General features: G+C 70.4%; 14 protein-coding genes. 5 read left to right on the top strand and 9 right to left on the bottom strand.

Features of this window, described 5'->3' with window-relative positions:
* Positions 1–33 precede the first annotated feature (33 nt).
* The 6 genes from ACF08F_RS16580 to ACF08F_RS16555 form a co-directional block, all read right to left on the bottom strand.
* Complete coding sequence (locus ACF08F_RS16580; protein WP_392299201.1) at positions 34–1440, bottom strand: nucleobase:cation symporter-2 family protein; 1407 nt, start codon at positions 1438–1440, stop codon at positions 34–36.
* A 72-nt stretch (positions 1441–1512) separates the two neighbouring features.
* A complete protein-coding gene (gene pucL / locus ACF08F_RS16575; protein WP_392299200.1) occupies positions 1513–2436 on the bottom strand; it encodes a factor-independent urate hydroxylase in 924 nt (307 codons plus the stop codon).
* 5 nt (positions 2437–2441) lie between these two features.
* A complete protein-coding gene (gene uraH, locus ACF08F_RS16570; RefSeq protein WP_055640663.1) occupies positions 2442–2834 on the bottom strand; it encodes a hydroxyisourate hydrolase in 393 nt (130 codons plus the stop codon).
* The gene (gene uraD, locus ACF08F_RS16565) at positions 2831–3352 is read right to left on the bottom strand and encodes a 2-oxo-4-hydroxy-4-carboxy-5-ureidoimidazoline decarboxylase (protein ID WP_392299199.1); all 522 of its coding nucleotides are present in this window, start codon (positions 3350–3352) and stop codon (positions 2831–2833) included. The genes uraH and uraD overlap by 4 nt, the downstream gene beginning before the upstream one ends.
* Positions 3353–3507: 155 nt before the next feature.
* Entirely contained in the window at positions 3508–3846 is a 339-nt protein-coding gene (locus ACF08F_RS16560) for a helix-turn-helix domain-containing protein (protein ID WP_392299523.1), read from the bottom strand.
* A 44-nt stretch (positions 3847–3890) separates the two neighbouring features.
* Entirely contained in the window at positions 3891–4142 is a 252-nt protein-coding gene (locus ACF08F_RS16555) for a hypothetical protein (RefSeq protein ID WP_329625519.1), read from the bottom strand.
* Between the two features lie 140 nt (positions 4143–4282).
* On the opposite strand from ACF08F_RS16555, the gene ACF08F_RS16550 reads away from it, so the two are divergent.
* The 4 genes from ACF08F_RS16550 (at position 4283) to ACF08F_RS16535 (ending at position 8913) form a co-directional block, all read left to right on the top strand.
* A complete protein-coding gene (locus ACF08F_RS16550; protein ID WP_392299198.1) occupies positions 4283–5116 on the top strand; it encodes a TIM barrel protein in 834 nt (277 codons plus the stop codon).
* Positions 5117–5172: 56 nt separating this feature from the next.
* Entirely contained in the window at positions 5173–6063 is an 891-nt protein-coding gene (locus tag ACF08F_RS16545) for a 2-hydroxy-3-oxopropionate reductase (RefSeq protein ID WP_392299197.1), read from the top strand.
* A gap of 213 nt (positions 6064–6276) precedes the next feature.
* Complete coding sequence (locus ACF08F_RS16540; RefSeq protein ID WP_392299196.1) at positions 6277–7734, top strand: catalase; 1458 nt, start codon at positions 6277–6279, stop codon at positions 7732–7734.
* Between the two features lie 513 nt (positions 7735–8247).
* Positions 8248–8913, top strand: coding sequence for a DUF1524 domain-containing protein (locus ACF08F_RS16535; RefSeq protein ID WP_392299195.1), 666 nt, complete (start codon positions 8248–8250; stop codon positions 8911–8913).
* Here the strand turns inward: ACF08F_RS16535 and ACF08F_RS16530 are convergent.
* Positions 8849–10126: an MFS transporter gene (locus ACF08F_RS16530; protein WP_392299194.1), complete on the bottom strand. Its 1278-nt coding sequence runs from the start codon at positions 10124–10126 to the stop codon at positions 8849–8851. The genes ACF08F_RS16535 and ACF08F_RS16530 overlap by 65 nt on opposite strands.
* 57 nt (positions 10127–10183) lie before the next feature.
* On the opposite strand from ACF08F_RS16530, the gene ACF08F_RS16525 reads away from it, so the two are divergent.
* Positions 10184–11158 carry an ArsR family transcriptional regulator gene (locus ACF08F_RS16525; RefSeq protein ID WP_392299193.1) on the top strand — a complete coding sequence of 325 codons (975 nt, stop codon included), beginning with the start codon at positions 10184–10186 and terminating at the stop codon, positions 11156–11158.
* 36 nt (positions 11159–11194) lie between these two features.
* On the opposite strand, the gene ACF08F_RS16520 is transcribed toward ACF08F_RS16525, so the two are convergent.
* Positions 11195–11614 (bottom strand): hypothetical protein, encoded by a 420-nt coding sequence (locus tag ACF08F_RS16520; protein ID WP_392299192.1) that lies wholly within the window; start codon positions 11612–11614, stop codon positions 11195–11197.
* A gap of 143 nt (positions 11615–11757) precedes the next feature.
* Complete coding sequence (gene gcl / locus ACF08F_RS16515; RefSeq protein WP_392299191.1) at positions 11758–13545, bottom strand: glyoxylate carboligase; 1788 nt, start codon at positions 13543–13545, stop codon at positions 11758–11760.
* Positions 13546–13574: the final 29 nt, after the last annotated feature.

The following is a 13574-nucleotide window of genomic DNA, read 5'->3' as shown; positions in this document are numbered from 1 at the left end:
ATTCCTCGGGGGTGGTGTGGGCACGGCAGGACCCTAGGAGGATTTGAGTGCCGGAGCCGCGTGACGGCTCCGGGTGCCGAGATGGTGGAAGAACAGGTTGAGCAGGACGGCGACGAGCGCGCCCGCGCTGATCCCGGAGCCGAGCACGGTCTGCGCCCAGGCGGGGAAGTCGGCGTAGAAGGTGGGGGCGGCGAGCGGGATGATGCCCGCTCCGAGCGCCACGGCCACCAGGATGATGTTGGAGCTGTCGTCGAGTCCGGCTTCCGACAGGGTGCGGATGCCGCTGACGGCGATCGAGCCGAAGAGGACGATGCCGGCGCCGCCAAGGACGGGCATCGGGACCATCGAGACGACGGCGCCGAGGACCGGGAAGGTGCCGAGGACCAGGAGGGCTCCGCCGGCGACGGCGACGACGTACCGGGAGCGGACCCGGGTCAGCGAGACGACGCCGACGTTCTGGGCGAAGGCCGAGGTCGGGAAGCCGCCGAAGACGGAGCCGATCAGGGTCGCGATGCCGTCGGTGCGCAGGCCCCGGGTGATGGTCTGCCCGTCGCTGCGGCGGTCGCAGATCTCGCCGAGGGCCAGCATGCCGGCGCTGGACTCGGTCATGAGCACCAGCATCACGATGCACAGGGAGAGGATCGCGGCCGGCTGGAACTCGGGGGCGCCGAAGGCGAAGGGTGTGGGCAGGGCCGCGACGGGCGCCTCGCGCAGGGCCGTGAAGTCGGCCATCCCGAAGGGGATCGCGGCGAGCGTGCCGATGAAGAGGCCGAGCAGGAGGGCGATCTGCTTGACGAAGCCCTTGCCGAAGCGCTGGAAGAGCAGGACGACGACGAGGGTGAAGCCGGCGAGCGCCAGGTACTTCATGGCGCCGAAGTCGGCGGCGTGCTTGTCGCCGCCCTGGGCCCAGCCGACGGGCACGGGCATCAGGGTGACCCCGATGAGGGTGATGACGACGCCGGTGACGAGCGGCGGGAAGAAGCGCAGGAGCCTGCCGAAGAAGGGTCCGACGGCGAGGCAGAAGACTCCGGCGACCATCACGGCGCCGTATATGGCGGGGAGTTGGTGCCCGGGAGAGCTGGTCTCCGCGATGGCGAGCATCGGGGTGATGCCTGCCGAGGAGGCGGCGTTGACGAACGGGAGCCGGTTGCCGGCGAAGGTCCGGATGCCGAGGGTCTGCAGGATCGTGGCGCAGCCGGCGATCAGCAGGCTGGCGGCGATGAGCCGGGTCATCCCGGCCGTGTCCAGGCCGACGGCCTGGCCGATGATCAGCGGAGGGGTGACGACGCCCGCGTACATGGCGGCGATGTGCTGGAGTGCCGCGGGGACGAGCCGCGAGGCGGGGAGCTTTTCGTCCACCGGGTGGACCTGGTGGGTCGTGTCCGGCGGGGTGGAACACGGGCCTTCGGCGTGCGCCGGCCCCTTTGCGGGCTGTGCCATGAGAATCCCTCCGGTCCGGTTCACCTGCCCCGCCCGACTGCGGGCGGGCGGGGCAGGTGACGCGGATGCCGCTTAGAGGTTGGTCATGTCGACCGGGATCTGCGCCGTCGCTCCGTCGCGGAGGACGGTGGCCTCGATGAGGCCGTACATGCGGTCGGCGGCGTAGTAGACCTCGTTGTCGTTCTTGAGGCCGAAGGGCTCGAGGTCGACCAGGAAGTGGTGCTTGTTCGGGAGCGAGAAGCGGACCTCGTCGATCTCCGAGCGGTGGTTGATGATGCGCGTGGCCATCTGGTACAGCGTCTGCTGGAGGGAGTACGAGTACGTCTCCGAGAAGGCTTCGAGCATGTGCTTCTTGGTCTGCTCGTAGGACCGCTCGAAGTTCGGCAGGCGCTGCTCGTCGGAGGTCCAGTTGAACCGCCAGCGGGCCGAGACCTGGGTGGCCAGGATGCGGTCGTACGCCTCCTGGAGCGTCGTGTACTGGTCCTTGATGTAGCCCCAGAACTCCGAGTTGGTGGAGTTCATGACGACGAGGTCCTTGAGGCCGGAGATGACCTCCCACTTCTCGCCGTCGTAGGTGACCTGGGTGACCCGGGTCTCCTGGCCCTTGCGGGCGAAGGAGTGGTTGACCTCGTCGGCGCCGATGAACTTGGAGTTGGCGTCCGAGGAGGCGATGCGCTCCCAGGCGTACTCCTCGATCCGGATGCGCGCCCGCTTGATCGGCTCCTGGCTCGTCACGAAGTGGCGGGCGAGGTGGATGCCGAACTGCTCGGCGGACTCGATGCCGTACTCCTTGGCGAACGCGAAGACGGTGTTCTTCGTCGTGTCGGTGGGGAGGCAGTGGGCGTTGGAGCCGGTGAGGTGGACGTCGTCGAGGTCGCCGGAGAGGGCGACGGAGACGTTCAGGTCCTTGATGTGGTGGGTGTCGCCGTCCCGCGTGATCTTGACGACGCGGTTCTCTGCTTTGCCGTACTGGTTCTGGCCGAGAATCGTGGGCATGTCTGCTAGCTCCCTCGGTAAACGGAGTAGCCGAACGGGTTGAGCAGCAGCGGTACGTGATAGTGCTCGCCCGGCTGGACGGCGAACGTGATCGCCACCTCCGGGAAGAACGCACCGCTGTCCCTTACGCGGGGGGCGTCCTGCTGCGCCTCGGCTTGCTTCTTCTTGGCGAAGTACGTCTCGGTCTCGAAGTCGAGACGCACGTGGGTGGTTTCTTCCGGCAGGGCCGGCAGGTCCTTGCAGCGCCCGTCGGCGTCCGTGGCGGAGCCTCCGAGCGCGACCCACTCGGCGTCGGAGCCGCTGCGGGCGGCGAGCGTGATGGTCACGCCCTCGGCCGGGCGGCCGATGCTGGTGTCCAGGATGTGGGTGGACACCGAGGCCGTGGTGTCGGTGCTCATGCGGAGTTCTCCTCGGAGGTCTCTACGAGACGGGTCAGCCGGATGCGGTTGATCTTGCCCAGTTCGGTGCGGACGATCTCCCGCTCCGTCTCGGGCGAGTTGCCGATCCGCTCACGGACCGCGTCGCGCATCTGCTCGCCGGTCCTGCCGGTGGCGCAGATGAGGAAGACATGACCGAACTTGTCCTGGTAGGCCAGGTTGAGTTCGAGCATCTCGGCCTTGAGCTCCGCGGAGGCTCCGGCCATCCCGCTCTGTTCGCGGGAGGAGGTCGGGTCCCCGGCCTTCGGACGACCGATCGGCGGGTGGCCCGCCATCGCGTCGGCCAGGTCCTCGGTGGTCAGCTCGGCCATGGCGGCGTCGCTGGCGAGGAAGAGGGCTTCGGCGGTGGCGTACGGGCGCTGGGCGAGCAGTTTGCTCCCCCACGCCGAGCTGGAGCACACCTCGTGGAGCGCGGCGAGGGCCTCGCTGTCCGCCGAGGTGTTGAACCGGTTGAGGCCCGGTGTCGTACCTGAAGTCACGGGAAGCCTCCGTGGCTGTTTTTCGCTGTGCGTCGGACGGGCTGCGGATAGCTAACGCCCTCCGCAACACGACGTCAACACTTTGTTGAAAAGTCGGCCACACAAAAGCCGTCGTCCCGACATCTGGACGACGGCTTCCGGCCAAACAAGATCAACTAGCTGCCCTCGGCGGCCTTTTCCCTGCTCAGGGCGGTCTCCCTGTTCAAGTAGTTGTACACGGTGAAGCGGCTGACACCCAGCGCCCCCGCCACGGTCTCCACCCCGTGGCGCACCGAGAAGGCACCGCGTGCCTCCAGGAGACGCACCGCTTCCTGCTTCGCCTTGCGGTCGAGTTCGGCCAACGGCATCCCGTGCCGTCTTTCCATCGCCGCGAGGATGTGGTCCAGCGAGTCCGAGAGCTGCGGCAGCCGCACGGCGAGCACGTCCTCGCCCTCCCAGGAGAGGACGACGTCGTCGGCCTCCGCCTGCGCGGGGCCCAGCAGCTCCGCGCCCATGGCGTCGACCAGCGGCTTCACTGCCGCGACCAGCGGGTGTTCGGTCACTTCTCGCCCTCCCCGATCACATTCACCTGGAGCGAGACCCGGGTGGCACCGGCCGCGAGCGACCTGCGCAGCAGCGCGTCGACCGCGCCGAGCACCTCGTCGGCACCGCCTTCCGCCGTATTGCCGAAGGGGCCGACGTCGACCGCGTCCAGTTCGGCCGACTGGATGACCTCACGGGCCACGACCGCGTGCGCCGGCGCCTCGTCGAGGTCGAACGGCTCGGTCGTGAACTCCACTCTCAAACGCACCATGGACCCAAAGTACGGCCCCGCTCCGGCGCGCGGGAGCCCCGGACCTGCGGGGACCTCTTGACAACTGAGGCAACCCCCTTGCAACATTCCGTCAGACAGAAACTTACTTCCGCGATACGGAAGGAGCGCCGCCCCTCATGGGATACACGGACCAGCGCTTCGATGTGAACCTGTCGATCCTCTTCACGGAACTCCCGCTCCTGGAGCGCCCCGCGGCCGCCGCCGCGGCGGGCTTCACCGCGGTCGAGCTGTGGTGGCCCTGGATCGACACCGCCACCCCCGAGCAGAGCGAGCTCGACGCCCTCAGGAAAGCCCTTGAGGACGCCGGCACCCAGCTGGTGGGTCTGAACTTCTACGCCGGACAGCTCCCCGGCCCGGACCGCGGCGCGGTCTCGGTGCCCGGTGAGGAGTCCGAGCGATTCCGGGCCAACATCGACGTCGCCGCGGACTTCGCCGCCTCGGTCGGCTGCAAGGCGCTCAACGCCCTCTACGGCAACCGCGTCGAGGGCGTGGACCCGGCTGTCCAGGACACCCTCGCCCTGGAGAACCTGGTCCTGGCCGCCCGGGCCGCCGACCGCGTCGGCGCGATCCTGCTGATCGAGACCCTCAACAAGCCGGAGTCGCCGCTCTACCCGCTGGTGAGCGCCCCCTCCGCGATCGAGATCGTCGACAAGGTCAACGAGGCGACCGGGCTCGGCAACGCCAAGTTCCTCCTCGACATCTACCACCTGTCGATGAACGGCGAGGACGTCAGCCAGGTCATCGCGGAGTACGCGGCCAAGACCGGCCACGTGCAGATCGCGGACAACCCGGGCCGCGGCGCTCCGGGCACCGGCGAGCTCCCCCTGGAGCAGCTCCTCGACGAGCTCAAGAAGGCCGGTTACGACGGCTGGGTCGGCCTGGAGTACAAGGCCGCCGACGCCGCCGCGTCCTTCGAGTGGCTCCCCGCAGAGGCCCGCCCGGCCCGCTGACGCGCGGCCCCGCCGTCCCCCTCCCCACGTACCACCAGTTTTTGAGAGGCACCCTCATGAGCAACCTTCCCAAGATTGCCTGGATCGGCCTCGGCATCATGGGCTCGCCCATGTCCGAGAACCTGCTGAAGGCCGGCTACTCGGTCACCGGCTTCACGCTGGAGCAGGACAAGCTGGACCGGCTCGCCAAGGCCGGCGGCACCTCCGCCTCCTCGATCGCCGAGGCCGTGAAGGACGCCGACGTCATCATCACGATGGTGCCCGCCTCCCCGCAGGTCGAGGCCATCTCCTACGGCCCCGAGGGCATCCTGGAGAACGCCAGGCAGGGCGCGCTGATCGTCGACATGTCGTCGATCACCCCGCAGACCTCGGTCGACCTCGCCAAGAACGCCGCCGAGAAGGGCATCCGCGTCATCGACGCCCCGGTGTCCGGCGGCGAGGCCGGCGCGATCGAGGCCGTGCTCTCGATCATGGTCGGTGGCGAGCAGGCCGACTTCGACGAGGCCCTCCCGATCCTGGAGACCCTCGGCAAGACCATCGTCCTCTGTGGCCCGCACGGCTCCGGCCAGACGGTGAAGGCCGCCAACCAGCTCATCGTCGCGGTCAACATCCAGGCCTGCGCCGAGGCCGTCGTCTTCCTCGAGAAGTCCGGCGTGAACCTCCAGGCCGCCCTGGACGTCCTCAACGGCGGTCTGGCCGGCTCCACGGTCCTGACCCGCAAGAAGGACAACTTCCTGAACCGGGACTTCAAGCCCGGCTTCCGGATCGACCTGCACCACAAGGACATGGGCATCGTCACCGACGCCGCCCGCAACGTCGGTGCCGCCCTCCCGGTCGGCGCGGTCGTCGCCCAGCTCGTCGCCTCCCTGCGCGCTCAGGGTGACGGCGGCCTGGACCACTCGGCCCTGCTGCGCGCCGTCGAGCGTCTCTCCGGCCAGCAGGTCTGATCCCTGGGGCCACGCCCCCCGGGGCCGGCCCCAGCCCCTTCCACGGGGCCCCTGAATTCCGGCCGGCGGTGGCGCTGACACCTGTCCTGTCGCGCCCAGGCGTCACCGCCGGCCGGAACACCACACTTCATTTTCAACAAACTGTTGACGTTACGTTCGAGCCGAATTTACGCTCCTCGGACCGTCAGCAGAGCTCCCGTACGGAAGGTCACGATGTCGAAGCGCGTGCTTACGACCGAGTCCGGCGCCCCCGTCGCCGACAACCAGAACTCCGCCACCGCCGGCGTCGGTGGCCCCATCCTGCTCCAGGACCAGCACCTGCTGGAGAAGCTCGCGCGCTTCAACCGTGAGCGGATCCCGGAGCGCGTGGTGCACGCCCGCGGTTCCGGTGCGTACGGCTACTTCGAGGTGACCGACGACGTCACCGCGTACACCAAGGCGGACTTCCTCGGCGAGGTCGGCAAGAAGACCGAGACGTTCATCCGCTTCTCCACCGTGGCCGACTCGCTCGGCGGCGCGGACGCGGTGCGCGACCCCCGCGGCTTCGCCCTGAAGTTCTACACCGAAGAGGGCAACTACGACCTCGTCGGCAACAACACCCCGGTGTTCTTCATCAAGGACCCGATCAAGTTCCCCGACTTCATCCACTCCCAGAAGCGCGACCCCTTCACGGGCAAGCAGGAGGCGGACAACGTCTGGGACTTCTGGGCGCACGCCCCCGAGGCGACGCACCAGATCACCTGGCTCATGGGCGACCGCGGCATCCCCGCCTCGTACCGCCACATGAACGGCTACGGCTCGCACACCTACCAGTGGACCAACGAGGCGGGCGAGGCCTTCTTCGTCAAGTACCACTTCAAGACGAACCAGGGCATCCGCAGCCTCTCCGCCGACCAGGCCGCCGAGCTCGTCGGCAAGGACGCGAACTCGCACCAGACCGACCTGCTCCAGGCCATCGAGCGCGGTGTGAACCCGAGCTGGACCCTCTACGTCCAGGTCATGCCCGCCGCCGAGGCCGCGGAGTACCGCTTCAACCCGTTCGACCTCACCAAGGTGTGGCCGCACAGCGACTACCCGCTCCAGCGCGTGGGCCGCCTGGTCCTCGACCGCAACCCGGAGAACGTCTTCGCAGAGGTCGAGCAGGCCGCCTTCTCCCCGAACAACTTCGTCCCCGGCATCGGTCCCTCCCCGGACAAGATGCTCCAGGGCCGTCTCTTCGCCTACGCGGACGCGCACCGCTACCGCCTGGGCGTGAACCACACCCTGCTGCCGGTCAACGCCCCCAAGGCCACGACCGCCCAGAACTACGGCCGCGACGGCGCCATGGCGCTCCGCAACGGCTCGCGCCACGACAAGAACTACGAGCCCAACTCGTACCAGGGCCCGGCCCAGACCGACGCCGCGCTCTCCGCGCCGCTCGCGATCCACGGCTGGACCGGCACCCACGAGGCGCCCGCCCACACCAAGGACGACGACTTCTTCCAGGCCGGTGAGCTCTACCGCCTGATGTCCGAGGACGAGAAGAAGCGTCTGATCGCCAACATCGCCGGCGGTCTCTCCCAGGTGTCCCGCGAGGACGTCATCGAGAAGAACCTCGCGCACTTCGCCGCCGCCGACGCGGACTACGGCAAGCGCGTGGAAGAGGCGGTCCGCGCCCTGCGCGAGGACTGATCCTCCAGCACCACCCAGACTGCGTAAGGCACCTGACGGGAGGTCAGTGCCCTACGCGGTCCGGATCGCCGGCCCGGATGAGGGGTGGTCGGCGGACCGGACAAGCGTGAGGACCGCGGCGGCGTCGAGCCAGTGCGGTGGTAAGGGCGTCGGGCCCTCTTCTTGACCTGAAGGAAGAGGACAACCGGCACGCCCGTCGCCGCCGCCGCGGTCCCAACGCCCAGCCCTTTCCCCCAGGGGCCCCACAGACTCCGTCCGGCGGCGCGAACGTCCTGTCGCGCCAGCCTCGTGCCGTCGGACGGGTACAACGGGAGAGCGTGGAACCAGGTTTACGGTCCCTGGTTCCGCGCTCTTCTTCGTGTGTACGGACGTGTCATACGAGCGCGCTCTCCGGACGGACGGGCGCACGGACCCCCAGCCCATCGTTTCTGCGGTGAAGATCCGCACCCGCTCGGGGGAGCGCGCCGCGATTCTCCGCCCGCGCGCCCCGCGACCGGCGCTATCCACTGGTACATGATCAAGAACCTGATGCGCGGTCTCGCACCGCTCGCCCTGATCCTGTCCCCGCTCGTCGCCCCCTCCCCCGCGCTCTCCGCCGGCGTCGTCCTCTTCCCCGACGCGCTCGCCGAACTGACCGAGGCCTCCGAGGACCCGGACGGCTACCAGGAGTCGGCGTTCCGCCACTGGAACCAGGGGCTCGACGCGGCGGACGGCTGCGACACCCGCTCCGAGGTCCTCATCGCCGAGGCGGAGGACGCCCCGAAGGCCGGGACGGACTGCACGCTGACCGGTGGCCGGTGGACCTCCTCCTACGACGGCCAGAGCGTCACCGACCCGGCCTCGCTCCGCGTCGACCACGTCGTCGCCCTGGAGGAGGCCTGGCAGTCGGGCGCCTCCGGCTGGACGGCCGCCCGGCGCGAGCAGTACGCCAACGACCAGGGTGCCGCCGCGACGCTCGTCGCCGTCACCGCCCGCAGCCAGAAGGAGAAGGCGGGACGCGACCCCGCCGAGTGGGTGCCCGCCGACGACTCCCTCTACTGCCGCTACGTCGGCGACTGGGTGAGCACCAAGCTGCGCTGGGGACTCTCCGTCGACAAGGACGAGATGGAGGCGCTCAAGCTGTTCGCCGACGGCCCGTGCGAGCAGACGGTCGTGATGCGCTCGACGGCACCTCGGTAGAGGGCTCCGGGCCGTCGATCGGGAGTTCCGGCCCATGGGTGGGGGGTTCCGGGCCGTCGGGCCTGCGCTCCGCCCGGACGTGTGCCAGGGTCACGGCGAGCGAGGCGAGGGCGAGCAGCACCATCCCCGTGCGCGGTGACGTGAACTGGGCGACGGTGCCCGCGAGCGCCGCGCTCACCCCCTGGAGGGCGAGCATCCCGGAGGTGTGGAGCCCGAGCGCGTGACCGCTCAGCTCCGCCGGCACCAGGGCCATCAGCCGCTCCTGGTGCAGCAGGCTCGCCGCGTACCCGACGGCCGAGACGGCCACGAGCGCGAGCGCGAGCGGCAGCCCGGGGTCGAGGGCGAAGAGCAGGAACGGGGCCGCGAGCAGGGCCTGGAGCGGGAAGCGGAGCCGTTCGCGCAGCCGTGACGGTACGAAGCGGCCGACGGCCGCGTCCCCGGCCAGCATCCCGAGCGCGCCGCAGGCGAAGAGGAGCCCGGCGCGCTCGGGGGCGTACGGCACGAAGAGCGACTCACAGCCGACGACCAGCCCGTTGGGCACCCACAGCGCGAGGTAGGAGCGGCGGCGGGCGGGCGAGGAGAGCAGGAGCCGGTTGGTGCGCCAGGTCTCGCCGACCGAGGCCCGGCCGGCCGCGCGGGGCGGCCGCGCCCCGAGGCCGAGGCGGGCGAGGAGGGCGGCGGCGAGGTAGAGCCCCGCGCCCACGAGGACCGTGCCGCGCGGCGAGAGCTGGGCGACCAGGACGCCGCCGGTGGCGAAGCCGGCGATCTGGCAGACGCCGACGGCCATGTTCATCACCGAGCGGCCCAGGAGGTGGTCCTCGCGGGCGAGGATCTCGTTCAGGAGCCCGTAGCGCACCCCTCCTCCGAGCGAGGCCACGAGCCCCTGGGCGAGCAGGACCGCGAAGAGGGCCCAGGTCGGCATCCCGGCGACCGCGAGCACCGCGGTGCTCAGGGCGAAGAAGGCCGCGATCCCGGCGAGCGTGGCGCGCGGCGGGAGCCGGTCGGCCGCCGAGAGCAGGGTGGTGGCGCCGGCCAGCTGGGCGAGCGAGGGCCCGAAGAGCGCCAGGGCGGACAGGAGCGGGGAGCCGGTCGCGCGGAAGACGAGGGTGGCGAGCCCGAGTCCGGCGACGGTCTGGGCGGCGATCTGGGCGGAGCCGGTGAGGAAGAGCGGGGTGAACTCGGGGGTGCGGAAGAGGCCGCGGTAGCGGGGCATGCGGGGAGTCTCGGCGAGCTCCCCGACCGCCGGTAATGTTTCGCGGGGAGGCGAAACATGGGCTGGTGGCAGATCGGGACGGACACCCTCGCGGGGAGTGGGTTCGTGTTCTCGCCGCTCGCCGAGACGGTCGCCTCGCTCAAGACGCTGCACGCGGGGGTGTCGACGCATCCGGGCGAGCGCGGCTGGCTCGACCGGCATCTGCCCGTCTACCGCGAGCGGCTCGCGGCCGAGCCGCTCGACGCGCTGCTGGTGCGGGCGGCCATCGGCCCCACCTGGAACGCGGACTTCCTCACCCCCACGCCGGTGGGCGACCGCGAGCGGAGCTTCGAGGAGGAGGTCGAGGCGGTCCTCGCGACCGAACCCGCGGACGCCGTCGACCAGTTGGCGGTGGCGATCGGCGGACCGGTGCCGGAGCCGCTGCGCTCGGCGCGCGATCTGCCGGAACGGCTCGCGGGGGTGCTCGGCTGGGTGTGGCGGGAGACGGTGCGGCCGGAGTGGGCGCGGCGGCGGCGCATCCTGGAGGCGGACGTGACGGCGCGGACGGCCCGGCTGAGCCGGGACGGCTGGGCGGCGGCGCTCGACGAGCTGTGCCCGGGCAGGATGCGCTGGCTCGGCGACGGGCGGCTCCAGGTCAACACCCGTGACTATCCGGCGCGTTCGTTCGTGCAGGGGCGACTGCTGCTCGTCCCGGTGACGCCGGTCACCGGCTGGGTGTCCTGGGAGGGGACGGAGCGGAGCGCAATCGTCTATCCCTGCGCGGGGGTTCTGGCCGACACCTCTGGCCCTGCCGTGCCCGAGGCGCTCGGGGCGCTGCTCGGGCCGGCGCGCGCCGGTGTGCTCGTACGCCTCGGATCGCCGCTGTCCACCAGCCAGTTGGTGGCGCTGACCGGGCAGGGGCTCGGCTCGGTGGGCCGGCACCTCAAGGTGCTGCGGGACGCCGGGCTCGTGCGGCGGGGGCGGGCGGGCCGCTCGGTCCTGTACGAGTGGACGGAGGCGGGCGCGGTGCTCGTACGGGCACAGAAGGGGTGAGGCCCCCGCCCCGGTGCTCCTCGGGGCGGGGGCCGGTCAATTCTCCCGCGGCGCGTCGAGGCCCGCCCAGGCGCGGAGGCGGTCGCCGAGGACGACGGTGTGGGTGAGCCGGGAGAGCTCGGCCGCGTCCGCCCGTACCCCTTGCGCACGCGCCTCGACGAGAGCGGCGAGAGCCGCCCAGTGGGCGGCCTGCGCCTGCTCGCGCGTCTCGTCGCCGAAGGGTTCGTCGGGGCCGACGACCGTGCGGGCGCTGTCCTCGATGTCCTCGGCGGTGAGGAAGGCCCGGATGTCCCCGTCGCCCACGACGCTCTCGCTCCAGCCCCGGTCGTCGAGGAGGACCAGGGTCCGCCCGTCGGAGAGTTCGGCGTCCAGGCGGGCCGAGACCGACAGCTGCGCGGGGGTCGTCCACGCCTCGTCCAGCTCGACGTGGGTGACGAGTCGGGTCACGACGGGCATGGGGTGTGTCCTCTCGGAACGGCACGCGGAACGACGCTCGAAAACGGCGCTCGGGGCATTGCCCCGAGCGCCGTTCGGTGAGGTCGCAGCCTATCCGGCCGCGAGGCCCCGGCGAGGTCCCTGCGAGACCCTCCTCCGGAGGATCAGACCTTGAGGGCCTTGATCGCGGTCGGCGCGTGGCCGGGCTCGGTCGCGAGCTCCTCGAACTCGGTGACGTCGCTCATGTCGACCGTCTTGCTCATCGCGATGTTGGTGATGCGCTCCAGGATCGCCTCGACGACGACCGGGACCTGGAACTCGACGGCCAGCTTCTTGGCCTCCTCCAGCGCCTCGCCCAGCTTGTCCGGGTCGGTGACGCGGATCGCCTTGACGCCCAGGCCCTCGGCGACCTTGACGTGGTCGACGCCGTAGACGCCGATCTCCGGGGTGTTGATGTTCTCGAACTCGAGGTTGACCTCGAAGTTGATGCCGAGGCCGCCCTGCGCCTGGCGGATCAGGCCGAGGTAGGCGTTGTTCACGAGGACGTGGACGTAGGGGACCTTGTGCTGGGCGGCGACCGCCAGCTCCTCGATCATGAACTGGAAGTCGTAGTCGCCGGAGAGCGCGACGACCGGGACGTCCGGCTGCGCGGTGGCGGCACCGATGGCGGCCGGGATGGTCCAGCCGAGCGGGCCGGCCTGGCCGCAGTTGATCCAGTGGCGCGGCTTGTAGACGTGCAGGAACTGCGCGGCCGCGATCTGGGAGAGACCGATGGTGGTGACGTAACGGGTCTCCGGGCCGAAGGCCTTGTTCATCTCCTCGTAGACGCGCTGCGGCTTCATCGGGATGTTGTCGAAGTGCGTGCGGCGCTGGAGGGTGGCCTTGCGCTCCTGCGCGGAGGCGGCCCAGGCGGAGAAGTCGGGCAGCTTGCCCGCGGCCTTCCACTCCTTGGCGATCTCGACGAAGAGCTCCAGGGCGACCTTGGCGTCGGAGGCGATGCCGTAGTCGGGGGCGAAGATCTTGCCGAGCTGGGTGGGCTCGATGTCGACGTGGACGAACTTGCGGCCCTTGGTGTACGCCTCCAGGTTGTAGCCCGTGTGGCGGTTGGCCCAGCGGTTGCCGATGCCGATGACGGTGTCGGACTCCAGGAAGGTCGCGTTGCCGTAGCGGTGCGCGGTCTGGACGCCGACCATGCCGGCGGCGAGCTCGTGGTCGTCCGGGATGGTGCCCCAGCCCATGAGGGTGGAGATGACCGGGATGTTGGTCAGCTCGGCGAACTCGACGAGGAGGTCGGAGGCGTCGGCGTTGATGATGCCGCCACCGGCGACGATCAGCGGGCGCTCGGCCTCCAGGAGGAAGCTCAGGGCCTTCTCGGCCTGGGCGCGGGTCGCGGACGGCTTGTAGACCGGCAGCGGCTCGTAGGTCTCCGGGTCGAACTCGATCTCGGTCAGCTGGACGTCGATCGGGAGGTCGATGAGGACCGGGCCGGGACGGCCGGAGCGCATCAGGTGGAAGGCCTGCTGGAAGACGCCCGGGACCTGCGCGGCCTCCAGGACGGTCGTCGCGGCCTTCGTGACCGGCTTGGCGATCGTGGCGATGTCGACGGCCTGGAAGTCCTCCTTGTGGAGCTTCGAGACCGGGGCCTGGCCGGTGATGCAGAGGATCGGGATCGAGTCCGCGATGGCCGAGTACAGGCCGGTGATCATGTCGGTGCCGGCGGGGCCGGACGTACCGATGCAGACGCCGATGTTGCCGGCCTGGGCACGGGTGTAGCCCTCGGCCATGTGGGACGCGCCCTCGACGTGGCGGGCGAGCGTGTGGCCGACGCCGCCGACGTTCTTGAGCTCGCGGTAGAAGGGGTTGATCGCCGCGCCGGGGACGCCGAACGCCTGGGTGACGCCTTCGCGCTTGAGGATCTCAACGGCCGCTGCGGCGGCGGTCATACGAGGCATGGGAGTGCTCCTGCTTCGGCCGGTCGGAG

Origin of the sequence: Streptomyces sp. NPDC015130 (assembly GCF_043080005.1) — a bacterium.
In the GTDB taxonomy this organism is placed as follows: Bacteria; Actinomycetota; Actinomycetes; order Streptomycetales; family Streptomycetaceae; genus Streptomyces.
Note: the sequence above shows the minus strand (reverse complement) of the source record. Positions and strands in the feature narration are given on the sequence as shown.

Excerpts from the sequence above, each read along its gene's own strand:
- gcl (WP_392299191.1), bottom strand. The coding sequence starts at position 13,545 with ATGCCTCGTATGACCGCCGCCGCAGCGGCCGTTGAGATCCTCAAGCGC.
- ACF08F_RS16530 (WP_392299194.1), bottom strand. The coding sequence starts at position 10,126 with ATGCCCCGCTACCGCGGCCTCTTCCGCACCCCCGAGTTCACCCCGCTC.
- pucL (WP_392299200.1), bottom strand. The coding sequence starts at position 2,436 with ATGCCCACGATTCTCGGCCAGAACCAGTACGGCAAAGCAGAGAACCGC.
- ACF08F_RS16550 (WP_392299198.1), top strand. The coding sequence starts at position 4,283 with ATGGGATACACGGACCAGCGCTTCGATGTGAACCTGTCGATCCTCTTC.
- ACF08F_RS16520 (WP_392299192.1), bottom strand. The coding sequence starts at position 11,614 with ATGCCCGTCGTGACCCGACTCGTCACCCACGTCGAGCTGGACGAGGCG.
- ACF08F_RS16580 (WP_392299201.1), bottom strand. The coding sequence starts at position 1,440 with ATGGCACAGCCCGCAAAGGGGCCGGCGCACGCCGAAGGCCCGTGTTCC.
- uraH (WP_055640663.1), bottom strand. The coding sequence starts at position 2,834 with ATGAGCACCGACACCACGGCCTCGGTGTCCACCCACATCCTGGACACC.
- ACF08F_RS16560 (WP_392299523.1), bottom strand. The coding sequence starts at position 3,846 with ATGGGCGCGGAGCTGCTGGGCCCCGCGCAGGCGGAGGCCGACGACGTC.
- ACF08F_RS16525 (WP_392299193.1), top strand. The coding sequence starts at position 10,184 with ATGGGCTGGTGGCAGATCGGGACGGACACCCTCGCGGGGAGTGGGTTC.
- ACF08F_RS16535 (WP_392299195.1), top strand. The coding sequence starts at position 8,248 with ATGATCAAGAACCTGATGCGCGGTCTCGCACCGCTCGCCCTGATCCTG.
- ACF08F_RS16545 (WP_392299197.1), top strand. The coding sequence starts at position 5,173 with ATGAGCAACCTTCCCAAGATTGCCTGGATCGGCCTCGGCATCATGGGC.
- ACF08F_RS16540 (WP_392299196.1), top strand. The coding sequence starts at position 6,277 with ATGTCGAAGCGCGTGCTTACGACCGAGTCCGGCGCCCCCGTCGCCGAC.